The organism is Lentibacillus kimchii (assembly GCF_042666895.1).
Taxonomy (GTDB): Bacteria; Bacillota; Bacilli; order Bacillales; family Amphibacillaceae; genus Lentibacillus; species Lentibacillus kimchii.
This window is the reverse complement of the sequence record NZ_JBHTGR010000012.1, coordinates 1-26,688: the sequence shown is the minus strand read 5'-3', so window position 1 is coordinate 26,688 and position 26,688 is coordinate 1. Positions and strand designations below refer to the sequence as shown.

Below are 26,688 nucleotides of genomic sequence, written 5' to 3'. Positions count from 1 at the left end.
AGGATATTTGTGTCCCAACTTTTTTTCAACAGTCCAGCATCTTGAATGTTCCCGAATTTAAGCGTTTCGTGATAGAATTGTTTTAAAGATGTGAAATGAGGTGGGAAAATGGACTGGTCAGCGCTGTATACAATGCAGGAACATTTAGATACTTATATTGAAGCGCAGCACAATTTGTCGGACAGAGATCTCTTCCGGGAAAAGTATTTAGCTTTGCTGGTGGAATTGGGTGAACTGGCTAATGAAACCAGATGTTTTAAATTTTGGAGTACAAAACCGAAAAATGAACAATCTGTCATTTTGGAGGAATATGTTGACGGAATTCATTTTATATTGTCACTGGGTCTGGAGAAGGGCTATCGGTTTGATGCAAGAGAAGTGGAACCAGCCAATACAAATGTGACCGGGCAATTCACGCTGGTATACAGCGATTGTGTTGCTTTTTACCAGGAACCTGGCGAAGCAGCTTATAAGCAGCTGTTCGTGCGTTTCATACAGTTAGGCAAGTTACTTGGGTTTGATGAGACGGCCGTAATGACAGCCTACTTAAAAAAGAATGACATTAACTATGAGCGGCAGAATCAAGGGTATTAGTAAAAAATATTTTGTCATTTCTGATTTTAGCGTTATAATAATGACGGAGCATGAAAAGGGAGGCTGTTACATATGGATAAAATGAATACGATGCTGAAAGATTTAACCGATGCACGCGGGGTCCCCGGAGATGAGAAGGAACCAAGAAATGTCATGGAGCAGTATATCACTCCCTGCGCCGATAACGTGTATACGGATAATTTGGGCAGCTTGATTGCGGAAAAAACTGGTGAAAAGAACGGGCCAAAAATCATGGTTGCCGGCCATTTGGATGAGGTTGGGTTTATGGTTACCCGCATAGACAGCAATGGCTTTGTCTATTTCCAGACTGTCGGGGGCTGGTGGAGCCAGGTAATGCTTGCCCAGCGTGTTACGATTATGACGGCAAACGGCGATGTTACAGGTTTAATCGGCTCCAAACCGCCGCATGTGCTCTCGGCTGAAGAACGCAAAAAACCGGTTGATATTCAAGATATGTTTGTTGATATCGGCGCCTCAAGCAAAGAGGAAGCGCAAAATTTCGGTATCCGGCCCGGTGATTCAATCGTCCCTTACTTTGAATTCACACCAATGACCAATGAAAAGATGCTGATGGCTAAAGCATGGGACAACCGGATCGGCTGTGCAATTGCCATTGAAGCGTTAAAACAACTGCAGGGCTCCCAGCACCCTAACATCGTTTACGGTGTCGGAACCGTTCAGGAAGAAGTTGGTCTGCGCGGTGCGGGTACAGCAGCTCGTACGATTCAGCCGGATATCGGCTTTGGCGTTGATGTCGGTATTGCCGGTGATATGCCAGGTGTGTCTGATAAAGAAGCGGACAGTGAACTTGGTAAAGGGCCGCAAATTCTTATTTATGACGCTTCGATGGTGCCGAACAAAGGTGTGCGCGATTTGGTTGTCGATACGGCTGATGAAAATCATATCCCATATCAATTTGCATCGCTTGCCGGCGGAGGTACCGATTCTGGATCGATCCATTTAACGGCTGATGGTGTTCCGTCATTATCGATTACGATAGCCACACGTTATATTCATTCACATGCTGCTATTTTGCATCGTGACGATTTTGAAAATGCCGTGAATCTGATCGTTGCAACGATTAAAAAACTGAATGCTGACAAAGTAAATGAAATCAAATTTAATTAAGAGTTAATAAAAAACGCCCGGATGAGCATCCGGGCGTTTTCATTACCAGCGTCTGGGAAGTCATGCCAGATAATCTGTCATCACTTTATTCACATATTGCCTGGTTTCCTGAAATGGCGGTAAGCCCTGATGTTTGTCCACATTTCCTGGACCGGCATTATAAGCTCCGAGGGCAAGTTCAGTATCGCCATTATACCTGTTAAGCATTTGACTTAAATATTTTGTTCCACCGTCAATGTTCTGCTGCGGATCTTTCGGGTTTGTTACACCAAGTGATCCAGCCGTTGCTGGCATAAGCTGCATTAATCCCTGTGCACCAGCGTCACTGGTTGCATTAGTATTAAAGTCCGATTCAGCTTTGATAACGGACTGAATTAAATTTGGGTCAACATCATATGTCTCAGCTGCGTCTGTTATGTATGCGTTATATGTGTCTGGTTGTCCTGCCGCCTCTGTCATATTAGGCTGATCATTTATTCTGTCAGAAATTTGGCTGTTTGCGGCTGTTTGTAAATCTTGCCTGTTTCCTGCCAGGTTAGGCTGCACGGCTTTGTAGTTATCCGGCGGGTTTTGCTCACTCGGTATGGTGTTTGTAATCTGCTGTTCAAGCATCTGTTTAAATAATGAATTGAACATGGATGTCGATGATGATCCTGATTTTTGGCTGGATGCTGGCGAAGCCAATGTTTGCATGGCTTGTTGCTGTATAAATGACTGCATAGAGCGTATATCCATTAAATTAACTCCTCCTTGCCATTATTATCAGTTTAAAACGGAAATGGTTATAAGGCAACAAAGAATTTCAATGGAATGCTGTATGTGACACGTGAATAGTTGGACATTAAAAAGAGGCTGAGACAAAGTGCGAACCACTTGCGTGACTGAACCGCTCAAAAAAGACATCTTCTCCGCGGTCTCACCTACCCGTTGCTCCCGCAGGCGTCTCCGTCGACGCTTGAGTTAGTCGCTTTTGTTATGTCCCAGCCTCTTCAAATTATTCATTGGTCTGTATTAGCTTGTTGAACACCGTGTTCCAGAGATTCGATCATATGCTGCTTGTTTTCAGTATCAGACTGCTTCCAGATTAATTCAAAAAGGACACCCAATCCAGGCAGCATCTTTTCCTCGCCTCCCTGGACAGCGTCACTTATGGTTGCTTCCAGTTCTTCTTGATTGTTTTGGGCTATGTTGTAGAGAATAGCCTCACGCAGGTTTAAATCCATGAAATCACCTTTTCTGAATAATAAGCTACGACTAGTTTGACCAGAACAGTCTGGAATATGTATGATATAAGAAAATGGTAATAAGGAGACCATCATGATTACATCGCTGCAGAATCAAAACATTAAACGGTGGCAGAAATTGCATAAACAGAAAGGACGTAAGCTATCCGGCACATTTCTTGTTGAAGGCTTTCATTTAATTGAAGAAGCTTACCGGAGCAACTGGCTAATCGAGGAAATGATTGTGGCAGAAGATGTTGACATTCCTCACTGGTGTGAACCTTACGCGCCTGTTGTGGTCACCACCCAGGTGATGCAGCATATGACCCGGACCGAGTCGCCTCAGGGGATTGCGGCGGTTGTCCGGATGCAGGAGGTAGAGGTACACGTCTGTGACACAGTATTGCTGCTTGATGCTATTCAGGATCCCGGCAATCTCGGTACAATGATACGAACTGCCGATGCAGCAGGCTTTGATATGGTGATGATAGGTGAGAGAACAACTGATGTGTACAATGATAAAGTCGTCCGGGCCACACAGGGATCCTTATTCCATATGCCAATTCGTTATGTGAATTTACCGGAACGCATTTCCGTGCTGCAAGAAGATGGATTTACGATCTGGGCATCAGCACTTACAAATGCTGTTTCATTTCATAAGGCAGAAGCGAGTGACAAAATGGGGCTTATCATTGGCAACGAAGGAGCAGGAATCAGTGAAGAGGTCCTCGATTCAGCTGACAAAATCGTAAATATTCCGATTTATGGACAAGCTGAATCACTCAACGCCAGTGTCGCAGCAGGTATCTTAATGTACGCCTTGAAAAGTTAGTTGCATATTATTCATAAATTATTTATAATGTAGGCAATCTGACTGGTTATAGTTTGAAAAGCTGTGAACGAGCAAGACAGCTATTACGCGGTACGGCACAAGGGAGGAGATGCCATGGACTGGAAGCATCTCCGCTGCAGGCTGCTGTCAATTCACTCTGGAGCTGGCACTTGGACCTTGCGTTAAGTAAAGGTGCCCCGGATCGTTATCCGTTATCATGTTAAGCCGGACACGATGCAGTTGTGTCAACAAGGGTGGTACCGCGATAAGACAGCCTCGTCCCTTACTAGAGGGATGAAGGCTTTTTTTATTGATGGCTGTCACTCGCCAGTGGGTAAACAAAGGAGGCATATTGATGCAAGAGGAACTGGAAAGCATTCGGCAGGAAGCACTTGCGGCCGTCGATGCGGCAAACGACTTAAAAGAGCTTCAGAACATAAAGGTAACCTATTTAGGCAAAAAAGGATCTGTAACAAAAGTCTTGCGCGGTATGGGACAGCTGTCCAAAGAAGAGCGGCCTGTTGTAGGTGAATTGGCCAATAAGGTTCGTGAGGCTATTACAGCAGCGATCGACAATAAGACGGCCGTTCTTGAACAGGCTGCTCTGGAGGAAAAACTGGAACAGGAAACCGTTGATGTGACATTGCCGGGACGACCGGTGCATGTTGGCGGTCCGCATTTATTAACGCGTATTATCGAAGAAATTGAGGATCTGTTTATTGGAATGGGCTATGAAGTGCGTGAAGGCCCCGAGGTGGAAACGGATTATTACAACTTTGAAGCTTTGAATTTGCCTAAAGGCCATCCAGCGCGTGACATGCAGGACACGTTTTACCTGACGAATGAACTGCTTCTCCGGACGCATACATCACCCGTTCAGGCAAGAACCATGCAAGAATACGGCGGACACCAGCCCGTGAAAATGATCTGTCCTGGAAAGGTTTATCGCCGCGACTCGGATGATGCGACGCACTCCCACCAGTTCACGCAGATTGAAGGCCTGTATGTTGATGAAAATGTCCGAATGAGTGATTTAAAAGGGACATTAAATACGTTTGCCAAACGCATCTTTGGCGAAGACCGGAAAATTCGTCTGCGCCCAAGCTTCTTCCCATTTACTGAGCCGTCAGTTGAAATGGATATTTCCTGCAAGGTATGTGAGGGAAATGGTTGCTCAGTATGCAAACAATCAGGCTGGATTGAAATTCTTGGGGCTGGTATGGTTCACCCGAATGTATTGGAAATGGCCGGCTATGACTCCAATCTCTATACCGGGTTTGCTTTTGGCATGGGACCAGATCGCATTGCTATGCTGAAATACGGGATTGACGATATTCGTCACTTTTATAGAAATGACAAACGTTTTATAACACAATTTCATTATGCAAAAGGAGGGACTCTCTAGTGCTTGTTTCATTAAATTGGCTTAATCAATACGTTGATATTGCCTCAATCAACCCGGAAGAACTTGCCGAAAGGATAACCAAGACGGGCATTGAAGTTGAGGGCATCAATTATGTGGCTGACAAACTAACAGGTGTTGTTGTTGGATTGATCGAAAGCTGTGAACAGCACCCGCATGCTGATAAACTTAGCCTTTGTCAAGTGGCTGTTGGTGATGAACAACTGCAAATTGTTTGCGGCGCTCCTAATGTTCGCGAAGGTCAAAAAGCAGCTGTGGCCAAGCCTGGTGCTGTTTTACCCCAAGATGTTCACATAAAACAGACGGAACTGCGGGGAATTCAGTCAAATGGTATGATTTGTTCCTTGCAAGAACTTGGGATTGATGACAAATATGTACCCAAAGATGCCACTGAAGGGATCTTCGTGTTCCCGGACGATGTTACAGTCGGTGACAATGTTGAGCCGCTTCTGAATTTAGATGATGCTGTTTTGGAATTTGATTTGACCCCAAATCGTGCCGATGCATTGAGTATGCTTGGTGTTGCCTATGAAACGGCAGCTATCCTGGATCAGGATGTGTCATGGCCTCGGGAAGATGCCAATCAGAGCAGTGAACAGGCCGAAGACATGGTTTCCGTGCAAGTGGAGGCGCCTGATTTAAACCCTTATTATGGGGCGTTCATTGCCAAAGATATTGTTATTAAGCCGTCCCCATTATGGATGCGTAACGCCTTAATAGCGGCCGGTATACGTCCTATCAATAATGTGGTGGATATTACGAACTACGTGCTGCTCGAATATGGCCAGCCGCTGCACGCTTTTGATTATGACCGCTTTGGATCAACAGAAGTCGTAACACGACGTGCCCGGGAGCAGGAAACCATGACCACACTCGATGGCGAAAAATGGTCATTAAGCAGTGAGAATCTTGTCATCACAAACGGCACGGAGCCAGTTGCTCTAGCTGGCGTTATGGGTGGTGCGGATACAGAAATTACAGAAGATACGACGACGATCCTTCTGGAAGCTGCTTATTTTCATCCATCTGCTGTCAGAACAACAGTCAAAGACACAGGACTCAGCAGCGATTCCAGTACACGTTATGAAAAGGGCGTTGATCCCAATCGTGTGGAACAGGCTGGCAGGCGTGCCTGTCATCTGCTCGAACAATATGCAGGCGCAACAATCCTTTCAGGTCCTGTTTCTTTTGATGAACTGAACCGCCAGGAAACAATTGTGTCGCTTGCAACAGACGAGGTTAATAAACGCTTGGGTACAGTCATTGCGGCTGATGAAATTGGCGCTATTTTACGACGATTGCAATTTCCATTTGAACAGGAGCAGGACACGTTTGTTGTGCATGTTCCGACTCGGCGTGGTGATATAGCGATTTTTGAGGATATGCTGGAGGAAATCGCCCGTATATATGGTTACGATCATTTGCCTTACACATTGCCGCAGGGTACAGCACAAGCAGGTGGTTTAACGGCAAGTCAGCAGCTCAAGCGCGAGGTCAAAAACTATTTGCAGGGTGCCGGGCTCATGGAAACAATCACTTATGCCCTGACTGATGAAACGATGGTGGATAAGCTGCTCAGCCCAGACTTGGCTGAACAATACCGAAGCCCCGTCCAGGTTGCTATGCCAATGAGTGAAGATCACCGTTATCTGCGCCTGAGCATTTTGCCGGAGCTGCTCCGCACACTAACCTATAATTTGGCACGTAAACAAACGGATCTGCATTATTTTGAACTGGGTCATGTTTTTAGTTCTGATGAAGAGACCCTTACACAGCAGCCAAATGAATTATTACGTTTATCCGGTGCGCTTACTGGATTATGGCTGAACCATCCATGGCAGCAGGAGAAAAAGCCGGTTGACTTTTACGTTATTAAAGGCATTATTGAAGGGCTGTTCGACTATCTTGAAATGCCGATAGCCTTTAAACAGACTGAACTGCCTCATATGCATCCAGGCAGATGCGCAACGATTGTCTGCAATGACCGCGTCATTGGTTTTGCAGGACAGGTTCATCCCGCTTTTGCGAAAACAATGGATCTGAACGATACGTATGTGTTTGATTTGGCTATGGATGATGTAGTGAACAGCTTTGAAAATACGACAAGCTATCATTCAATTCCGAAATACCCATCAATTGCAAGAGATATCGCTTTTATTGTTGATGAGTCAGTCCATGCAGGGGATATTAAAGCATTAATTGAAGAAACAGGGGCACCTCTTGTAAAAAATGTGCAGCTATTTGATGTGTATAAGGGTGAGCATTTACCATCTGGCAAGAAGTCGATTGCCTATAACCTGGTTTATCAGGATCCGGAAAAAACACTGCAAGACGATGAAATTGAAGAATCCTATCAGGCCATTATTAACAGAGTGAATAACGTTTTTGATGCCTACGTCCGCAGCTGAGATGAACGAGCGGTCACCGTTTTGAGGTGACTGCTCGTTTTTATAGTCGCTTGAACGCTTTGCTTGTATTAGCAAAATGCGTTTTGGCACACGTATCGAGATAATTCTTTCCCTTAGCTTGAATGAGTCTGGCAGCGGCCTGATCCACTTTCCCTGCAGCACCCTTTGGAAGTGTCATCCCTGCTTGTTTCGCTAATTGATCCATTTTCTGCAGGAAACTGGTTCGGGCGAGAATCGATGCAGCTGCTACTGCAATGGAGTGACTTTCAGCTTTTGTCATGAAGTAGGTGTCTTGTGGAACGCGTTTGCTTTCACTTGCAATGTGCCGTTTGTAAACGTCAGGTTTACAGAACTGATCAATTAGAATACCTTCTGTTTCAGCCGAATCAATTTTGTCCAGGACATTACAAGTTGCCTGATGATGGAGTATTGCTTTCATTTTTCCCTGAGTCCAGCCCTGGTTTCTCAGTTGATTGTACTTCGGATTGTGCAACGTCAAAATCGAATAGGGCATATCCAGTGCCACGATATCTTTGGCAATGTGTCTGATAGTGCTGTCGGCGAGGTTTTTAGAATCCTTAACCCCTAATTCTTTTAACAGTGGCATTTGTTCTTTTGTGACAAAGACCGCGGCTGTGGTAATGGGACCGAAATAGTCCCCTGTGCCAGCCTCATCTGAGCCAATGTGGCTGCCGGATAAGAGGGATTCCGGTGGGGCAGCAGCTGTTTCTGGAAAAGCTTTTTCCGGAGCTGCCTGCTTTTCCTCGCTGTTGATCCATTTTTCTGCTTCGGCAGCCGGGCTTTTACCCTGGAATAGAACTTTGCCGGACTTGTAGGCTGTAATCACAGCATTGGACGTTTTGGCCCGAAAAAGCGCTCCATTAGGCGCTGATTCCAGATTGTGTGTATAGTAGGCTCTCATTTTAGAAAGAGTTGTTTCTGGTAACTTATGGACTGTCTGTGACATGGTTAGCCTCCAGTGAATAGTGTTTCCCCAACAGCAGCGGTCGCCAATGAAGAAAATGCAAGCAATTTCGGAGTCAATTGATATTAGTAATGGATATAGATTTCCTGGACGGCCATCTGTGTGTTAGGATATAGTGTATATTAAGCTTTGTAACACCAGCTGGGCAGCACTGTAAATGTGTCATCACTATTTTATTGCGATAGGAGGGTGTCTGGCGTGGCCCAGGATGATAAAACGCGTGTAACCGTTGAAATATATAACAGAAATTATACAATAGCTGGAAAAGAAGATGCAAGTCATGTTCGCCTGATAGCGAACCAGGTTGATCAGAAAATGCGTGAAATTCATGAGGTTAATCAGCAGCTTACGATGGCAGAACTGGCTGTCCTGACTGCTGTTAATACCATGAGTGATTATATGAGATTAAAGGAAGAATATGCGAAACTGCTGGGATCGCAGCATGAGAAAGAGGATTAGTAGCTGATGGTGGATCTTATACTCATTTTGTTGCTTATTTTCGGATGTTTTATCGGCCTGAGACGTGGTTTTATTCTCCAGGCATTTCATCTGATTGGCTTTATAGCGGCTTTTATTCTGGCTGCTTTATACTACGATAAGCTGGCCTCACAGCTTGCTTTATGGATCCCTTACCCTAATTTGGACAGTGACAGTGCGTGGGCAGACGTTTTGGATGCCATCCCGATGGAGAACGCTTTTTATAACGCGATTGCGTTTGCCATTATCTTTTTTGCTGTCAAAATACTGTTGCAAATCATAGCATCCATGCTTGATTTTGTGGCTGAATTACCGATAGTGCGGTTGTTTAACAAATGGCTGGGTGCGGTACTTGGGTTTGTGGAAATCTATTTAATGATTTTTATTGTTTTATATATACTGGTATTAACGCCATCAGAAACGATTCAGACATGGATCAATGGTTCATCGGTTGCAGTATTTATCATTGATCATACACCTTTTTTATCGGAACAGATTAAAACGTTATGGTTTCAGGGCATCAAATAACTGATGAATGCTGATGAGCATAGATAAAGCTGGTTCGAATCATGAGCGATCTGGTTATCATTGTGTACCCATGGATTGACTTTAATTGAATCGGCTTTTTTAATGATACTAAAGCAGGTGAAGGGAAATGGCAGTTAATAAAAAAGATGTGATTAAATTATTAGAGGCTATTGCTGTCCGTCTGGAGTTGAAAGGGGAAAATTCATTCAAAATCTCTGCCTATCGCAAAGCTGCTCAAGCACTTGAACGCGATGACCGGTCGATTACCGATATTGCAGATTTTACAGCGCTGAACGGAATTGGTAAAGGTACCTCAGCCGTTATTGATGAGTATATTGAGACCGGAACGTCTGAAACCCTGACGCAGCTGGAAAAAGAAGTGCCACAGGGATTAGTGCCGCTTTTGGATCTGCCGGGCCTGGGCGGCAAAAAACTGGCGAATCTATATCAGCAGCTGGGGATAACGGATGCTTCTTCGTTGCGTAAGGCTTGTGAAAATGGAGATGTTGAACAATTAGATGGATTTGGCAAGAAGACAGCCCAAAAAATTATAGCAGCGATTGATGAAGCGAATGAGCGTCCGGAGCGACTGCCAATAGCCACAGTGCTGCCGCTGGCCGAGAGGATTGAACAGTATTTGGATGCAATTCCCGCTATCAGACAGTATTCTCGTGCCGGCAGCTTGCGGCGTATGCGGGAGACAGTCAAAGATATTGATTTTATTATCGCGGCAGATCATTTTAAGTCAGTCCGTGATCAACTGCTTGAAATGGACAGTGTAAAAGAGATTATTGCACAGGGTGATACAAAAGTTTCGGTCACGCTTGCCGATGTTTATGATGTTAATGTGGATTTTCGTATCGTTGCGCCAGCAGAATTTGTAACAACGCTGCATCATTTCACCGGCTCAAAGGATCATAATGTAGCCATGAGGCAGTTGGCTAAGTCAGGCGGTTATAAAATAAATGAATATGGCGTAGAAGCTGAGTCCACTGGTGATATTGTCACGTTTTCCAGTGAACAAGCGTTTTTCAACCACTTTAACCTGAATTATATACCACCGGAAGTCCGGGAAAATACTGGTGAAGTGGAAGCCTATCATAATCCTGTTCCATTGATTGAGCAGACAGATATCATTGGCGATTTGCACATGCATACGACTTGGAGTGATGGCGCTCAATCGGTCGAAGAAATGGTGAATGCAGCACGCAGCAAACATTATGATTATATAACGATTACAGACCATTCCAAATTTCTCCGGGTTGCTGACGGTCTGAATGAAACACGGCTGCGCAAACAGCGTGAGGAAATCGACCGATTAAATGAAAAATATGCTGATATTCATATCTTTGCCGGTGTAGAAATGGATATTTTGCCGGATGGTTCTCTGGACTTCTCAGACGAATTTTTGCAGGAAATGGATTTTGTTATTGGAGCGATTCATTCCAGCTTTAACCAATCGCAGACAAAGATCATGACGCGGCTCGAAGCTGCCTTGGCTAATCCGCATGTATCTTTGATTGCTCATCCGACAGGCAGAATAATTGGCCGCCGGGAAGGGTATGACGCCGACGTCGACCGGCTGATTCAGCGTGCGAAAGAAACCAATACGGCTTTAGAGATCAATGCTAATCCGAATCGGCTTGATTTATCCAGTGCCTGGGCATACAAAGCACGGGCGGCAGGTGTTAAAATCGCTATTAATACGGATGCTCACGATTTTGCAATGCTTGACCATACAAGCTATGGGGTTAGTGCTGCCCGTAAAGGATGGCTTAAAAAGGAAACCGTTATTAATACATGGCCGAAGCAGCAATTGATCGATTTTATGAGCCGCTAGACAGGTGGCATTAAAGCTGAAATGCGATCTGCATGTTTAACCAGTCAAAGGAGAAAGCCCGATGAATGAACATATACAGCAAACATTAGAATTTGACAAAGTCATTGCCCGATTAAGTAACCAGGCAGCGACGACTGTCGGAAAAGAACTGACCCGCAAACTGAAACCTTCAGCCGATATTGAGGATGTGAGAACACGGCAGACGGAGACCGATGAAGCCGGTCAGATATTACGCTTGAATATGGCTGTGCCCTTAGGCGGAATTGCAGATATTCGTGCAAGTGTGAAGCGGAGTGTTATCGGCGGGATATTGACTGCTGAGGATTGTCTTAATATAGCCACGACACTTTATGCAACCCGTCAGGTTAAGCATTTTTTTGATACTTTAGAAACGGATGTGCCCCATTTAGACGATATGGCCGGACGTATTGTTTCCTTGCCTGAATTGGAGAAAGCCATTAATAACTGTATTGATGAAAGAGGAAACGTGATGGACAGCGCCACACCTAAATTGCGGAGCATTCGGTCATCGATCAGGTCCTATGAGGGCAATGTACGTGATAAGCTGGACCGCTATACGAAATCACAGAGTAAAATGCTGTCAGATACAATTGTCACCATTCGCAATGACCGCTATGTTCTGCCTGTGAAACAGGAATACCGCGGAGCAATCGGCGGAATTGTTCATGACCAGTCCACATCCGGTGCGACGTTATTCATGGAACCAAAGGCGATTGTCGACTTGAATAACCAGATTCAGGAGGCAAAAAGTAAAGAAAAACAAGAGATTGATCGGATTCTCCAGGAATTGAGCGGGCAAATTGCGGCTAATGAAAACGTTCTTACAGAGAATGTCTCGCTTCTGGCGCAAATCGATTTTATTAATGCCCGGGCAAAATTAGGCAGACAAATGAATGCGGCTATGCCTGTTATGAATGAAGACGGGATAATTAATCTCGAGGCAGCCCGGCACCCGCTAATCCCTGAGGACGAGGTCGTGAGCAATGATGTTTCTATCGGTGAAGACTATACAACCATCGTTATTACTGGTCCCAACACCGGTGGCAAAACGGTTACATTAAAAATGGTCGGGCTGTTCACGTTAATGGCTCAGTCAGGTCTGCAAGTTCCTGCAGAGGATGGTTGTCAGATGGCTGTTTTTGATAATGTTTTTGCTGATATTGGTGACGAACAATCGATTGAACAAAGTTTAAGCACGTTTTCATCGCATATGACAAATATTGTTTCAATTCTCCAGCAAGTCGATCACAAATCTCTTGTGCTGTTTGACGAACTCGGTGCGGGAACTGATCCTCAAGAGGGTGCTGCATTAGCTATGGCTATTCTGGATGATGTTGTCGCTCGTGGTGCCCTCACAGTGGCTACAACACACTATCCTGAACTAAAAGCATACAGTTATAATCGTGAACATGTGGTGAACGCCTCAGTAGAATTTAACGTGGAAAGCTTAAAGCCTACTTACAGGCTGCTGATTGGCGTACCTGGACGCAGTAACGCGTTTGATATTGCCAAACGTTTGGGACTGTCTCATTCGGTGATTGATCAGGCTAAAAATCATGTCGGTGTTAATGCTGCAAGCGTGGAAAATATGATTGCCTCACTTGAACAATCACATCATGAGGCTGAAGCTGATTACGAACAGGCACAGGAAGTTCTGGAAGAAAGTGAAAACCTTCATAAGGAACTGCAAAAGGCGTGGAACCAGTTCAAAACGAAGCGTGAGACAATGTATAAAAATGCGGAAGATAAAGCGGCTAAAGCACTGCAAAAAGCGCGTGATGATGCAGAAACCATTGTTGACGAAGTCCGTACTATGAAAACAGACGCCCAGTTAAAAGAGCATGAGTGGATAGAAGCCCGGAAAATGCTTGAAGAAGCGCAGCCAGATTTATCAGCGAAAAAATCGGATAAGACAGCATCAGCCAACGCTTCAGCACAAGAACTGAAACCCGGCGATCAAATAAAACTATTGTCAGCAAACCAGCAAGGTTCGGTATTGGAAAAGGTTAATGATCAGGAATATTTGATTCAGGTAGGCGTCATGAAAGTCAAAGTGAAGCGGAGCGACTTGGAGCGTATTAATGAGCAGAAGACGGAAACGGAAAAACCGATGACAACCGTTAAGGGTTCCAGTCATCATGTCAAAACAGAACTTGACCTCCGTGGTGAGCGCTACGAGGAAGCGATGGAGCAATTAGAAAAATATGTTGATGATGCCTTGCTTGCTGGCTACCCTAAAGTTTTTATTATTCATGGAAAAGGTACTGGCGCTCTGCGCAAAGGGGTTAAACAATTTGCCCAAAAAAATCCCCGCATTAAAGGAGACAGGCAGGGTGAAGCAGGTGAAGGCGGAAGTGGTGTGACTGTCCTTGAATTGGCATAACATCAATGTTAGCTGCTGCCGGACAATATGTACTGGGATGACTTTATTTGATAAGATCTTTTTGTTTCGGCTCGTATGTCCAGGCAGATTTTTAATGACCTGAAGCCAGCTGAACGTGATAGTTTGATTCCTGCTTTATTTAGAGTATGGAGTGCGTATTGGAGGGGATTCAGATGCTGCTGAAGCGTCTGGCGAAGATCATGTTTATCGTTAGTGCCATCTTCTTAATAGTTGGAATTGTTTACTTGCTTTAAATATGCTGTATATCTTTGTTTAGCAGATATTTTAAAAAATTTTAAAGAAAATGGTATTTTAAGTTTCAAAAAATAATCACTTATCGGTATAATGGAATTAGCCAAGCAAAGAGGAGGAGTATATAATGGTGAACCAATCGTATTGGCTAAAGCATTATCCGGAAGTGATTCCAGAAACGATTGCATATGAAAAGAGATCACTAGATTCGTTTTTGGTCGAGTCAGCGGAACAATTCCCAAAAAAGAAAGCGATTCATTTTATGGGGAAAGACATGACTTTTGGGGATGTCTATTCACAGGCGAAAAAGTTGGCAGCTTATTTTCAATCACTTGGTTTGGAAAAGGGGGATCGGGTAGCAGTTATGCTGCCGAACAGCCCGCAAGCCGTTATCAGTTATTACGGGGCCCTGCTTGCTGGCGGAATTGTCGTTCAGACGAATCCGTTATATAAAGAACGTGAACTTGAGTACCAGCTGATGGATAGCGGCGCAACGTTTATTGTCTGTTTAGATGTTTTATTGCCGCGTGTTTCCAAGGTGCGCGGCAACACTGAGTTGAAGCATACTATTGTAACAGAAATAAAAAGTTATTTGCCTTTTCCGAAGAATCTGGTCTATCCGTTTATCCAGAAGAAAGAATACAATATGGTTGTCAATCCGGAGTCATCGGAGGACATTCATATTTGGCAGTCAATCATGGAAAACGGTCATGAGCACTATACACCAGTTGACATCGATCCACAGGATGATGTGGCCCTGCTGCAGTATACTGGCGGCACGACCGGACATCCAAAAGGTGTGATGCTGACGCATTATAACCTGGTCAGCAATGTGCAAATGTGCCGGAACTGGCTATATAAAACGGAAACTGGCAACGAAACGGTTTTGGGTGTTTTGCCATTTTTCCATGTATATGGTATGACGACCGTTATGAATCTGTCTGTGATGTATGGGTTTAAAATGATTCTAATGCCTAAATTTGATGCGGAAGACGTTCTTAAAACGATCCAGAAACAAAAACCCACTTTATTCCCTGGTGCACCAACGATTTATATCGGACTATTGAGTCATCCCGATTTGAAAAAATATGACTTGTCGTCTATTCAAGCCTGTATTAGCGGATCGGCACCATTGCCTGTTGAAGTTCAGGAGCAATTTGAGAATGTAACCAATGGCCGTGTTGTGGAGGGCTATGGTTTAACTGAATCCTCGCCAGTTACACATGCCAATTTAGTATGGGAACATCGTGTTAATGGCAGTATCGGTTTACCATGGCCGGACACGCTTGCGAAAATTGTGCTGGAAACCGGTGATGAAGCACCTGTCGGGGAGACTGGTGAATTAGCTGTAAAGGGTCCGCAAATTATGAAGGGCTACTGGAATAATGAAGAAGAAACGAATCATGTCCTGAAAGACGGATGGTTGTTCACAGGTGATGTTGGGTACATGGATGAAGATGGGTATTTTTACATTGTTGATCGGAAGAAAGATTTGATTATTGCTGGTGGCTACAACATTTACCCTAGGGAAGTGGAAGAAGTGCTGTATGAACATGAAGCTGTTCAGGAAGCTGTGATTGCAGGTGTTCCGGATCCTTATCGCGGCGAAACAGTTAAAGCCTATGTTGTTTTGAAAGCTGGTCACCAAGTTGATGACAAAGATCTTAATACATTTTGCCGTAACAATCTGGCAGCGTTTAAAGTACCAAGAGTCTATGAATTTCGTGATGAATTGCCTAAAACAGCCGTGGGTAAAATCTTACGCCGTCAGCTTATCGATGAAGATAAAAAACAACAGCCAAATTTTGAATCCGTTTGATTCATTAAACGACAACCGACCTGCCTGAACGATATATTGACAGAAGATAGCCTGCCCTTTAGAATAAGGATATGAATGACTGTTCATTCACTATTCACTAGTGAATTTCAAGGAGATTATGATGGAAAAAAACAAACCGAAGTATAATCAAATTATCGAGGCAGCTGTTGAAGTCATCGCAGAAAATGGTTTTAATGCATCGCAGGTAGCTAAAATTGCTAATAAGGCGGGTGTTGCTGATGGAACCATTTATCTTTACTTTAAAAATAAAGAAGATATTCTTATCTCAGTTTTCAAAGAAAAAATGGGTGAGTTTATTAAAGAGATTGCCAGCAGCATACAATATGAGGACAATGCTGAAGCTAAGTTATACACGCTGATCAGCATGCATTTCCATCAGCTTGCTGAGGATCATCATCTCGCCGTTGTTACGCAGTTGGAGCTGAGGCAGTCGAATATAAAACTCAGGCAGGAAATTAATCAGATTTTAAAGCCCTATCTAACGGTGATTGATGATATAATTAAAGAAGGCATAGAGGAAAATATCTTTCGTGATAATTTGAATATTCCGCTTGTTCGGCAAATGATCTTTGGTACGCTTGATGAGATCGTTACCAATTGGGTTATGCAGGACCAGCGATATGAGCTTATTTCACAAAGTTCGGATGTTCACGCCTTTATCACGTCTGGTCTTTCCGTTAATCATTAGAAAGGAGGCGCATTTGATATGAGTACCATAAACTATGAAACACACGATCATGTAGCAGTCCTGACGATCCAGAGTCCACCGGCAAATGCTTTGACACGTAATCTATTAAATGATCTAAAAGATTATATGGACAAACTTGAAACCGATTCCACTATTAAAGCTGTCGTCTTAAAAGGGGAAGGGAAATTTTTCTCCGCCGGAGCGGATGTTAAAGAGTTTACGGCTCTGCAAAATGCTTCTGATTATCAATCTTTATCACAAAAAGGACAGGAATTATTTAACCAGATTGAGCGTTTTTCAATCCCTGTCATTGCTGCCATACACGGGGCTGCCTTAGGAGGCGGACTGGAACTCGCGATGGCCTGTCACATTCGCATTGTGACTGAAGAGGCTAAACTTGGCCTGCCTGAAGTGACGCTGGGTATTCTTCCGGGATTTGCCGGAACACAGCGTTTGCCGCAGCATGTCGGGGCCGCCAAAGCTTATGAAATGATTTTAACAGGCGAGCCCATTAGCGGCAAGGAAGCTAAAACAGTTGGTCTTGCCAATCAGACAGTAAAAGATGGGGAAGCTTTTGATAAGGCATATGAACTGGCTGGGACGATTGCATCAAGAAGCCGATTATCAATTAATGCGGTCATGGGCTTGATCCCTTATGCTAAGTCTGAACAATTTGAAACAGGGGTTCAGGAGGAAGCAAAGGCATTCGCCGATATTTTCGGTTCAGAAGATGCAAAAGAAGGGATAAATGCATTTCTGGATAAACGCAAACCAGACTTTCAGGATAAGTAATTTAAAGGAGGAGAAACGGGTATGAACATTTACGTACTGTTGAAACGCACGTTTGATACAGAAGAAAAAATCAGTGTATCGGATGGACGCATTGAAGATGAAGGCGCTGAATATATTATTAACCCGTATGATGAATATGCTGTAGAAGAAGCGATTAACCAGCGTGATAAGCACGGCGGGGAAGTGACAGTTGTGACAGTTGGTGATGAGGAGGCTGAAAAACAATTGCGCACAGCTCTTGCTATGGGAGCTGACCAGGCCGTTCTGATTAATACAGAAGATGATCTTGAAGACGGTGATCAGGTTACAACAACCAAAATTCTGGAATCCTATTTTAATGATAAAGAACCAGAACTGATTTTGGCTGGAAACGTCGCTATAGATGAGGCGAGCGGTCAGGTCGGCCCACGGCTTGCTGAAAGGCTGGGCATCAATTATGTGACAACAATTACAGGGCTTGAAATTGATGGCAGCACAGCATCTATAGAAAGAGACGTTGAAGGTGATGTCGAAAAGGCAGAAGCAGATCTCCCATTACTGGTTACCTGTCAGCAGGGGTTGAACGACCCGAGATATCCGTCACTGCCTGGTATTATGAAGGCTAAGAAAAAACCGCTTGATGAACTCGAACTTGATGATTTGGATCTGGACGAAGAAGATGTTGAGGCTAAAACCGAAACAATTGATATATTTTTGCCTCCTGAAAAAGAAGCAGGACGCATTCTGGAAGGCGACATTGACGAACAGGTGAGTGAACTGGTTTCACTGCTTAAAGATGAAGCCAAAGTACTTTAATTCGTTTGGGAACAAAATACCTGCTTAATTTTTGATAAGGAGAGGAGAAATAGCATGAGTGATAAATTACTTGTTATAGGTGAGGCGAGGCATGGGGAGCTGCGCCATGTCACATTTGAAGCAGTTGCGGCAGCTAAAAGGATTGATGACGGAGCAGAAGTTGTTGGTGTTTTATGCAGTCATGAAGATATGAATGAACAGGCACAGGAGTTTATTTACAACGGAGCTGACCGTGTCATAACGGTTAAGCATGACAATCTGGAAACGTATTCGTCCGAAGGCTATTCACAGGCGCTTATGACAGTGATTAATAACGAATCACCAGATGGCATTATCATGGGACACACAGCATCCGGAAAAGATTTAACGCCAAGGCTTGCCGCCAAACTTGATACTGGTTTGATTTCGGATGTTACAGATATTGAAATCAATGATGATCAAGCTGTTTTCATCAGACCCATTTATTCGGGGAAAGCATTTGAGAAAAAAACGATATCAGATGGTTTAACCTTCGTGACCATTCGTCCGAATAACCTGCCAGCACTTGAACGCGATGAATCACGTTCTGGAGATATAACGGCTCAGGAAGTTGATGTCAAAGATCTTAATACAGTTATCAAAGACGTGATTCAGAAGACGTCTGAGGGTGTTGATTTATCTGAGGCAAACGTCATTGTTTCCGGCGGACGCGCAGTGAAAAGTGCCGAGGGTTTTGAGCCTTTGTATGAACTCGCGGATGTGCTGGGAGGAGCTGTCGGCGCTTCACGCGGTGCATGTGATGCCGAATACTGTGACTATTCGCTGCAGATTGGTCAGACCGGTAAAGTTGTCACACCTGATTTGTATATTGCTGTCGGTATTTCCGGTGCAATCCAGCATCTTGCAGGCATGTCCAATTCGAAAGTGATTGTTGCCATCAATAAAGATCCGGAAGCAAATATTTTCAATGTTGCGGATTATGGCATTGTCGGTGATATATTTGAAGTGGTTCCAAAACTGACCGAAGAATTGAAGCAGGCTGTGGTTTAAGGTACTGAAAGGCACTTTGATACTTAAAAGCAATAGCAGCATCGTTATGTTATCGCGTGTATGACGCTCTGGAAGTGGAATAAACAAAGTATTCGCCAGGAATAATGAACGATGATATACTCAATTTACAGTATAGTGATTGAGGAGGTAATGAAAATGGCAATTGAACATGTAACAGATCAAAACTTTGGTCAGGAAACAGCTGAAGGGCTGGTTCTGGCGGATTTTTGGGCCCCATGGTGCGGACCTTGTAAAATGATCGCTCCAGTTCTTGAAGAAATTGACGGCGAAATGTCCGATAAAGTACAAATTGTAAAATTGGATGTTGATGAAAATCAGGAAACAGCCGGCAATTATGGCGTCATGAGCATTCCTACACTTCTGCTGTTTAAAAACGGCGAGGTTGTTGATCAGGTTGTTGGCTTCCAGCCTAAAGAAGCACTCGTTGACTTAATCAACAAACACGCTGCATAATAAAAGAGCGTTGCATCGTAATCCCTTGTTACATCACGTAGCAGGGGATTATGTATAGACAGGTATCATAATTTAGGGATGAGTTTTGCAATGAATCAGCTATTACAGGAAAAACTGGCTGTTCTGCCGGCACAGCCAGGCTGTTATTTAATGAAAGATAAAAATGGCACGGTTATTTATGTTGGAAAATCTAAATTGCTCCGCAACAGAGTCCGATCATATTTCAATGGAGCTAATGATAAAAAAACACAACGCCTGGTTCAGGAAATTCAGGATTTCGAGTATATTGTGACATCATCTGAAATGGAAGCATTAATTCTGGAGATGAATTTAATTAAAAAATACGATCCCAGATATAATGTCCTTTTAAAAGATGATAAAACCTACCCGTATCTAAAAATTACATCTGAAAGACATCCGAGGCTGCTTATTACACGAAATATCAAAAAGGATAAAGGAAAATATTTTGGACCCTATCCAAATGTACTGGCAGCTAAGGAAACGAAGAAGCTGCTGGACCGATTGTATCCATTACGGAAATGCAATAATCCTCCAGGCCGCCCGTGTCTTTACTATCATATGGAGCAGTGTCTTGCCTGCCGTGAACAACCGGTTCCGGAAGAAACCTATAAAGAGATTATTCGAAACATCACCTCTTTTCTGCACGGTGGTCACAAAGAGATCAAGGATGATTTGCTCAATAAAATGCACGAAGCCAGTGCAGAAATGAATTTTGAACGGGCTAAGGAACTGCGGGATCTTATTCAGCATATTGAAGCCGTTATGGAACGGCAAAAAATGACATTAAATGATCAGAAAGACCGCGATATATTCGGCTATAGTTATGATAAAGGGTGGATGTGCATTCAGGTTTTTTTTGTGAGACAAGGGAACTTAATCGAGCGTGATGTTTCAACATTTCCTTTTTTTGATGACCCTGAAGATACCTTTGTCAGCTTTATTGGACGATTTTATATGCACCAGCACCATCTGAAACCAAAACAGCTGCTTGTTCCGATTGGCACTGACACTGATTTGTTAAGTGACTTATTGGAAATAAATGTCCACACCCCATTCCGCGGGCGGAAGAAACAGCTTGTGGATTTGGCGATGAAAAACGCCCGGATTGCCCTGCAGGAAAAGTTCTCACTCATTGAACGTGATGAAGAGCAGACATTTCAGGCTGTTGACAGTCTTGGTGATGCCTTGAATATTGAAACACCGCACAGGATTGAGGCGTTCGATAACTCGAACATTCAAGGGGCGGATCCCGTATCAGCAATGGTAGCTTTTATCAATGGGCGGGCTGACAAACAAGAATATCGCAAATATAAAATCCGAAATGTTGAAGGACCGGATGATTATGAAACGATGCGTGAAGTTGTCCGTCGCCGGTATACAAGAGTGCTGAAAGACGACCTGCCATTGCCTGACTTGATTATTGTCGATGGCGGCAAAGGTCAAATGAGTGCAGCGATGGATGTGCTGGAAAATGAGCTGGGTCTGGATATTCCGCTTGCCGGTTTGGTGAAGGATGACAAGCATAAAACAAGTGAATTACTGTATGGTAATCCACCCGAAGTGATCCAGCTGTCAAGACAATCACAGCCATTTTATCTTGTGCAGCGCATTCAAGATGAAGTACATCGGTTTGCTATCTCTTTTCATAGACAACTACGAGGCAAAAATAGCATCCAGTCAGAGCTGGATAACATTCCAGGTGTTGGGGAAAAGCGGCGGCGTCTGCTGTTGACCCATTTTAAATCAATTAACGATATTAAACAGGCGTCCGTGGAAAATCTTACGAAATTAGGCGTTCCGCAAACTATTGCCCAAGACATTCTAACCCATTTGAATAACGATAAAGGGGGCGAAACAACCTGACTTTGTTTCGCTCCTTTTAATCTGACAGCTTCCAGAAGTGCGATTGTTTAATCAGTATAGGTGACTGTGAATTCGACAAGATGGACTTTTTTATGTATATCTTCATGGCATTCGCATGAATTGCTGTTAATCTTTTCAACTGATGCAGCTAAAAACCCGGATTCAAGACGGAATTCCGTTTCGATTGGCGCTGTGAGACGATAAACCACGGAGTCGGCCATTAATTGAAAAGTCAGCTTATCTTTTTGCTCGCTTAAAAGTTCCAGTTGGCCCCATCCTAATTTTTCAAATGCGTAGATAATATCGGATACGGCTTGTATTTCAAATTTTCGAGCCAGATTTTTACCCATAAAATAAAGCATAGTATGGGTTTCATTCCCAAATAAATCCGGCAGGCCAATATACCGGATGAGATCATATCCGGCTCCCGGCGTGTTTAATTTATCCAAAAGTGTAATTGGCATCATGCTGTGGTCTTTAGTCATTAAAGTCATCCCTTCCCCAGTACGAATACACGCATAAACACATTTATTGGTTTAAACGGAATCATAGTAATATTATCAATGCAAATGTGTTAAAGTGCAAGCAGTGTCCGGCATTTTTTAGTAGGATAATATGCATATTCACTTCCTTTTCTTGACGCCCAACCCGGATAGCATTACAATATATATGTCATAAATTGTGCATCTTTTGGGCAATAATAACTACAGTCTTATTGTCTGAAGTGTATTAAACGTGAAGAGGGGGGATAAATCATGGCAGAACATCGTGAATTTTTTTATCGGCGACTTCACTCGCTTCTTGGTGTCATTCCAATTGGTCTTTTTCTGATTGAGCATTTGATTGTGAACCACTTTGCTGTTTACGGTGAGGAAAGCTTTAATCAAGCGGCATCTTTTGTAGATAACTTGCCATTCAGACTTTTGTTGGAAATAGTGCTTATTTACTTGCCGATTTTGTTTCATGGAATCTTAGGGGTTTACATTGTATTTATCGGAAAGAGCAATACAACACGATATGGTTTTTTCCGCAATTGGATGTATCTTTTGCAGCGAATCACCGGTATTGTTACATTCGTGTACATCATTTGGCACGTTTGGGAAACGCGCATACAGATTGGTTTGGGCAACGAACCGCTTGATTACAGTTTGATGGAAGATATTTTGTCCAATCCATTAATGTTTTGGTTTTACATCATCGGCCTTTTGGCAGCAACGTTCCATTTTTCGAACGGACTCTGGAGCTTCATGGTAACATGGGGTTTTACACAATCGCCACGTTCCCAGAAGGTGCTTACATACATTACAATGATTGTATTTTTAGCACTCAGTTATCTCGGTGTCAGAGCGTTGATCCAATTCGCTTATGGTGTTTAAAAGAAACGGTTTGAGAAGACCAGATCAGGACGTGCTGCATCGTCAGTTAAACATCGGCTTTCGAGCGGAATAGTTTGATCTCACCGGTTTTCTTGAACCATATTTTACAGAAAATAAGGAGTGAGCCTTATACTATGAGTAATCGTAAAATGGTTGTTGTTGGCGGCGGTTTAGCCGGTCTGATGGCAACAATTAAAGCAGCTGAAGCAGGCGTTGAAGTCGATTTGTTTTCGATTGTTCCTGTTAAGCGTTCTCACTCTGTGTGTGCTCAGGGCGGCATTAACGGTGCTGTTAACATACAGGGCGAAGGTGATTCCCCGTGGCTCCACTTTGATGATACGATCTACGGCGGTGACTTTCTGGCTAACCAGACACCCGTGAAAGAGATGTGTGAAGCAGCGCCCGGTATAATAAATATGCTGGACCGCATGGGTGTTATGTTCAATCGTACAGCAGAGGGCCTTTTGGACTTCCGCCGGTTTGGCGGGACACAAGTTCACCGGACAGCGTATGCAGGCTCAACAACAGGACAGCAGCTCCTATATGCACTTGATGAGCAAGTGCGCCGTTATGAAGTGGAAGGCCTTGTTAATAAATATGAAAACTGGGAATTTGTTGGAGCCATCATTGATGATGATAATGTTGGACGCGGCATTGTCGGCCAAAATATTCGCTCACATGAGATTAAATCGTTTCCGTCGGATGCTGTTATTATAGCAACAGGCGGTCCTGGCATTGTTTTTGGCAAGTCCACGAATTCTATGATCAATACTGGATCAGCTGCAAGCATTCTTTATCGTCAAGGCGCAAAATACGCAAATGGTGAGTTTATCCAGATTCATCCCACAGCTATCCCGGGAGAGGATAAGCTCCGTCTGATGAGTGAATCAGCCCGTGGTGAAGGTGGACGTGTCTGGACGTATAAAGATGGCGAACCATGGTATTTCCTTGAGGAGAAATATCCAGGTTATGGAAACTTGGTTCCGCGTGATATAGCGACACGGGAAATCTTTGATGTATGTGTCAATCAGAACCTCGGTGTTGATGGTGAAAATAAAGTCTATCTTGATTTGTCACACAAAGATCCTGAAGAGCTCAATGTCAAATTGGGCGGCATCATGGAAATTTACGAAAAATTTGTAGGGGACGATCCCCGCAAAGTTCCAATGAAAGTTTTCCCTGCTGTCCATTATTCCATGGGTGGTCTTTGGGTCGACTATAACCAGATGACTAACATTCCAGGCATTTTTGCCGCTGGTGAGTGTGACTTCACCCAGCATGGCGCAAATCGTCTGGGCGCTAACTCGTTACTGTCGGCTATTTATGGCGGATCAGTAGCCGGGCCGAATGCTATCGATTATATTGAGGGACTGGACAAACATGTTGATGATATGCCATCTGAATTGTTCGATAATAAAGAGAAAGAAGAACAAGATAAATTTGAGCAGCTGATGCAGATGAATGGTTCTGAAAATGCTTATGAGATTCATAAAGAACTCGGCGAACTGATGACCAACTATGTCACCGTTGTCCGTCATAACGATCAGCTGAAAGAAGCTGATAAGCAAATTCAGCAGTTGATGGAACGCTGGAAAGATATTAACATAAATGATACGTCCCGCTGGAACAACCAGGGTGTCATGTTCACGCGTCAGCTGGAAAGTATGCTGGAACTGGCACGCGTTATCACGATCGGTGCTCTGAAGCGTGATGAGACACGTGGTGCGCACTATAAACCAGAATTTCCCGAGCGTGATGATGAAAACTTCCTGAAAACGACTGTCGCTCAATTTGATGAAACAAATCATGAGCCTGTCTTTAACTATGAAGAAGTAGATACACAATATATAGCGCCCCGTAAGCGTGACTATTCAAGCAAGTAGTTAATGAAAGGAGTCAATGAAATGGCTGAAAAAAGTACTGTTACGTTTATCGTTACCCGTCAGGACAGTCCGGATTCTTCTCCTTATAAAGAGACATTTGAGGTGCCTTATACACGTAATATGAACGTGATTTCCGGACTGATGGCCATTCGGCAAAACCCAGTCAATGCGAGTGGGGAGAAAACATCACCAGTTCAATGGGATATGAACTGTCTTGAAGAGGTCTGCGGAGCTTGTTCCATGGTTATTAATGGAACAGCTCAGCAATCCTGCTCTGCTCTGGTAGATGAGCTGGAACAGCCAATACGTCTTGAGCCAATGACAACATTCCCGGTAATTCGCGATTTATTCATTGATCGGGAAGAAATGTTCGAATCATTGAAACAAGTGAAGGCCTGGATTCCAATTGACGGAACTTATGACCTTGGTTCCGGTCCGCGGATGCCTCAGAAAAAACAACAATGGGCTTATGAATTATCGAAATGTATGAGTTGTGGGGTTTGTCTTGAAGCATGCCCGAATGTTAATGATAAATCCGATTTCATCGGTCCAGCAGCTATATCGCAAGCACGTTTGTTCAACTCACATCCAACAGGTGAAATGAATGCCAGTGAACGTCTCGAAGGGTTAATGGGAGACGGCGGTATTAGCGGCTGCAGCAATGCTCAGAACTGTGTTGAAGTGTGCCCTAAAGGTATTCCTTTGACGACGTCAATTGCTGCCATGAACCGTGCAACCAATATTCAAGCGTTCAAGAACTTCTTTGGCAGTGATGAAGCACATTAGATTATAAAACTATCAATCTATCTATATAATGACCCTTGCTCCATTAAGTGGCAGGGGTCATTTTCATAGGGAGGCAGTTTAATTGACAAAGGTTTCTTATATTGAAGATTTAGATCAGTGGATGTCGGAATTTTCATTTTATATTCCTGTTAAAGTTCGTTTTTCCGAAACGGATATGTTCGGACATGTTAATAATGTGTCAGCTTTTATTTATTTTGAGGAAGCACGGATTGAATTTTTAAAACAAGCAGGGGTGTTTCCTCAGGAGCATGATGAAAAGGTCATGCCGATTGTAGCGGATTTACAATGTGATTATCATAGGCAAATTTATTTTAATGAAACGATCAAATTGTATGTCAAACTAGGTCACGTTGGCAACACGTCTCTGGACGTTCATTATATGGCGTTAAATGACAACTATGAACTCTCTTTAACGGGCCGCGGACGAATGGTCATGATTCATTCCGATACGGAAAAGCCGGTTCCGATGAACGATACAATGAAACGTCAGCTTATGGCTTTATAGATGACAAAAACCGGCTTTTTGAAAAGAAAGCCGGTTTTTAACTCCCTATAGCTTTAACTCCCCCATACGGAGGAGTTCGACAACAGCCTGGGAACGCCCCTTGACGCCCATTTTTTGCATTGAATTTGAAATATGGTTCCGGACTGTTTTTTCTGATATAAACAATTCCTGGGCAATATCTTTTGTTGATTTATCTTGTACAAGAAGTTCAAATACTTCCTTTTCCCGTTTTGTCAGTAGCTGTGATGTTTTGTTTGTCTTATCCTTCAATTGATAACCCCTCCTCGCTGTCCAAAGAGTCGCAGTTGAAGGGTGAGTTATTTAGTCATGATTAGTTTATGAAAGAAGACGTAAACAGTGAGCCCCTTTGCGGGTTATTTAAGAAAGTTTTTTGACCTGAATCAATTTCATAATTGCTCTTATTAAAAACGCAAAGACCTGCAGAATTTCTAATGTGTATTTTTTTAAAATTCCTCTAAGCAGCCTGCTGCTGCTTTAAC

General features: G+C 43.5%; 25 protein-coding genes. 20 read left to right on the top strand and 5 right to left on the bottom strand.

Annotation, left to right across the window (positions count from 1 at the left end; genetic code table 11):
* Positions 1-108: 108 nt before the first annotated feature.
* Together ACFQU8_RS07035 and ACFQU8_RS07030 are read left to right on the top strand one after the other, a co-directional pair.
* Positions 109-594: a dUTP diphosphatase gene (locus ACFQU8_RS07035; protein WP_382358501.1), complete on the top strand. Its 486-nt coding sequence runs from the start codon at positions 109-111 to the stop codon at positions 592-594.
* 72 nt (positions 595-666) lie between these two features.
* Complete coding sequence (locus ACFQU8_RS07030; RefSeq protein WP_382358500.1) at positions 667-1,743, top strand: M42 family metallopeptidase; 1,077 nt, start codon at positions 667-669, stop codon at positions 1,741-1,743.
* Between the two features lie 60 nt (positions 1,744-1,803).
* On the opposite strand, the gene ACFQU8_RS07025 is transcribed toward ACFQU8_RS07030, so the two are convergent.
* Positions 1,804-2,478, bottom strand: a complete 675-nt coding sequence (locus ACFQU8_RS07025) for a lytic transglycosylase domain-containing protein (protein WP_382358498.1) — start codon at positions 2,476-2,478, stop codon at positions 1,804-1,806.
* Between the two features lie 263 nt (positions 2,479-2,741).
* Positions 2,742-2,966, bottom strand: a complete 225-nt coding sequence (sspI, locus tag ACFQU8_RS07020; RefSeq protein ID WP_382358497.1) for a small acid-soluble spore protein SspI — start codon at positions 2,964-2,966, stop codon at positions 2,742-2,744.
* Between the two features lie 94 nt (positions 2,967-3,060).
* On the opposite strand from sspI, the gene ACFQU8_RS07015 reads away from it, so the two are divergent.
* The 3 genes from ACFQU8_RS07015 to pheT all read left to right on the top strand — a co-directional run bounded on the left by ACFQU8_RS07015 (position 3,061) and on the right by pheT (position 7,629).
* On the top strand, positions 3,061-3,798 hold the full coding sequence (locus ACFQU8_RS07015) for a TrmH family RNA methyltransferase (protein ID WP_382358496.1): 738 nt from the start codon (positions 3,061-3,063) through the stop codon (positions 3,796-3,798).
* 355 nt (positions 3,799-4,153) lie between these two features.
* Entirely contained in the window at positions 4,154-5,203 is a 1,050-nt protein-coding gene (gene pheS, locus ACFQU8_RS07010) for a phenylalanine--tRNA ligase subunit alpha (protein WP_382358495.1), read from the top strand.
* Positions 5,203-7,629 (top strand): phenylalanine--tRNA ligase subunit beta, encoded by a 2,427-nt coding sequence (gene pheT / locus ACFQU8_RS07005; RefSeq protein ID WP_382358494.1) that lies wholly within the window; start codon positions 5,203-5,205, stop codon positions 7,627-7,629. Before pheS ends, pheT begins: the two co-directional genes overlap by 1 nt.
* 40 nt (positions 7,630-7,669) lie before the next feature.
* Here pheT and rnhC read toward each other — a convergent pair whose 3' ends face one another.
* On the bottom strand, positions 7,670-8,596 hold the full coding sequence (gene rnhC / locus ACFQU8_RS07000; protein ID WP_382358493.1) for a ribonuclease HIII: 927 nt from the start codon (positions 8,594-8,596) through the stop codon (positions 7,670-7,672).
* Positions 8,597-8,812: 216 nt separating this feature from the next.
* Here rnhC and zapA point away from each other — a divergent pair, with 216 nt between their 5' ends.
* The 11 genes from zapA to uvrC all read left to right on the top strand — a co-directional run bounded on the left by zapA (position 8,813) and on the right by uvrC (position 21,617).
* Positions 8,813-9,073, top strand: coding sequence for a cell division protein ZapA (gene zapA / locus ACFQU8_RS06995; protein WP_382358492.1), 261 nt, complete (start codon positions 8,813-8,815; stop codon positions 9,071-9,073).
* 6 nt (positions 9,074-9,079) lie between these two features.
* The gene (locus ACFQU8_RS06990; RefSeq protein WP_382358491.1) at positions 9,080-9,619 is read left to right on the top strand and encodes a CvpA family protein; all 540 of its coding nucleotides are present in this window, start codon (positions 9,080-9,082) and stop codon (positions 9,617-9,619) included.
* A gap of 127 nt (positions 9,620-9,746) precedes the next feature.
* Entirely contained in the window at positions 9,747-11,459 is a 1,713-nt protein-coding gene (gene polX / locus ACFQU8_RS06985; protein ID WP_382358490.1) for a DNA polymerase/3'-5' exonuclease PolX, read from the top strand.
* A gap of 61 nt (positions 11,460-11,520) precedes the next feature.
* Positions 11,521-13,863, top strand: coding sequence for an endonuclease MutS2 (locus tag ACFQU8_RS06980; RefSeq protein ID WP_382358489.1), 2,343 nt, complete (start codon positions 11,521-11,523; stop codon positions 13,861-13,863).
* 379 nt (positions 13,864-14,242) lie between these two features.
* Complete coding sequence (locus ACFQU8_RS06975) at positions 14,243-15,934, top strand: long-chain-fatty-acid--CoA ligase (RefSeq protein ID WP_382358488.1); 1,692 nt, start codon at positions 14,243-14,245, stop codon at positions 15,932-15,934.
* A 121-nt stretch (positions 15,935-16,055) separates the two neighbouring features.
* Positions 16,056-16,643, top strand: coding sequence for a TetR/AcrR family transcriptional regulator (locus ACFQU8_RS06970; RefSeq protein ID WP_382358487.1), 588 nt, complete (start codon positions 16,056-16,058; stop codon positions 16,641-16,643).
* 18 nt (positions 16,644-16,661) lie between these two features.
* Entirely contained in the window at positions 16,662-17,435 is a 774-nt protein-coding gene (locus tag ACFQU8_RS06965) for an enoyl-CoA hydratase (RefSeq protein ID WP_382358486.1), read from the top strand.
* A 21-nt stretch (positions 17,436-17,456) separates the two neighbouring features.
* Positions 17,457-18,230 (top strand): electron transfer flavoprotein subunit beta/FixA family protein, encoded by a 774-nt coding sequence (locus tag ACFQU8_RS06960; RefSeq protein ID WP_382358485.1) that lies wholly within the window; start codon positions 17,457-17,459, stop codon positions 18,228-18,230.
* Positions 18,231-18,284: 54 nt separating this feature from the next.
* Positions 18,285-19,259, top strand: coding sequence for an electron transfer flavoprotein subunit alpha/FixB family protein (locus tag ACFQU8_RS06955; protein ID WP_382358484.1), 975 nt, complete (start codon positions 18,285-18,287; stop codon positions 19,257-19,259).
* A gap of 156 nt (positions 19,260-19,415) precedes the next feature.
* On the top strand, positions 19,416-19,733 hold the full coding sequence (gene trxA, locus ACFQU8_RS06950) for a thioredoxin (RefSeq protein WP_382358483.1): 318 nt from the start codon (positions 19,416-19,418) through the stop codon (positions 19,731-19,733).
* Positions 19,734-19,823: 90 nt separating this feature from the next.
* On the top strand, positions 19,824-21,617 hold the full coding sequence (uvrC, locus tag ACFQU8_RS06945) for an excinuclease ABC subunit UvrC (protein WP_382358482.1): 1,794 nt from the start codon (positions 19,824-19,826) through the stop codon (positions 21,615-21,617).
* A gap of 47 nt (positions 21,618-21,664) precedes the next feature.
* Here uvrC and ACFQU8_RS06940 read toward each other — a convergent pair whose 3' ends face one another.
* Positions 21,665-22,102, bottom strand: coding sequence for a YslB family protein (locus ACFQU8_RS06940; RefSeq protein WP_382358481.1), 438 nt, complete (start codon positions 22,100-22,102; stop codon positions 21,665-21,667).
* A 270-nt stretch (positions 22,103-22,372) separates the two neighbouring features.
* On the opposite strand from ACFQU8_RS06940, the gene ACFQU8_RS06935 reads away from it, so the two are divergent.
* The 4 genes from ACFQU8_RS06935 to ACFQU8_RS06920 all read left to right on the top strand — a co-directional run bounded on the left by ACFQU8_RS06935 (position 22,373) and on the right by ACFQU8_RS06920 (position 26,188).
* The gene (locus ACFQU8_RS06935; RefSeq protein ID WP_382358480.1) at positions 22,373-22,993 is read left to right on the top strand and encodes a succinate dehydrogenase cytochrome b558 subunit; all 621 of its coding nucleotides are present in this window, start codon (positions 22,373-22,375) and stop codon (positions 22,991-22,993) included.
* A gap of 134 nt (positions 22,994-23,127) precedes the next feature.
* Positions 23,128-24,876 carry a succinate dehydrogenase flavoprotein subunit gene (gene sdhA, locus ACFQU8_RS06930; protein WP_382358479.1) on the top strand — a complete coding sequence of 583 codons (1,749 nt, stop codon included), beginning with the start codon at positions 23,128-23,130 and terminating at the stop codon, positions 24,874-24,876.
* A gap of 21 nt (positions 24,877-24,897) precedes the next feature.
* Positions 24,898-25,662: a succinate dehydrogenase iron-sulfur subunit gene (gene sdhB, locus ACFQU8_RS06925; protein WP_382358478.1), complete on the top strand. Its 765-nt coding sequence runs from the start codon at positions 24,898-24,900 to the stop codon at positions 25,660-25,662.
* Positions 25,663-25,744: 82 nt separating this feature from the next.
* Entirely contained in the window at positions 25,745-26,188 is a 444-nt protein-coding gene (locus tag ACFQU8_RS06920; protein ID WP_382358477.1) for an acyl-CoA thioesterase, read from the top strand.
* 45 nt (positions 26,189-26,233) lie between these two features.
* Here the strand turns inward: ACFQU8_RS06920 and ACFQU8_RS06915 are convergent, their stop codons facing one another.
* Complete coding sequence (locus ACFQU8_RS06915; RefSeq protein ID WP_382358476.1) at positions 26,234-26,458, bottom strand: helix-turn-helix domain-containing protein; 225 nt, start codon at positions 26,456-26,458, stop codon at positions 26,234-26,236.
* Positions 26,459-26,688: the final 230 nt, after the last annotated feature.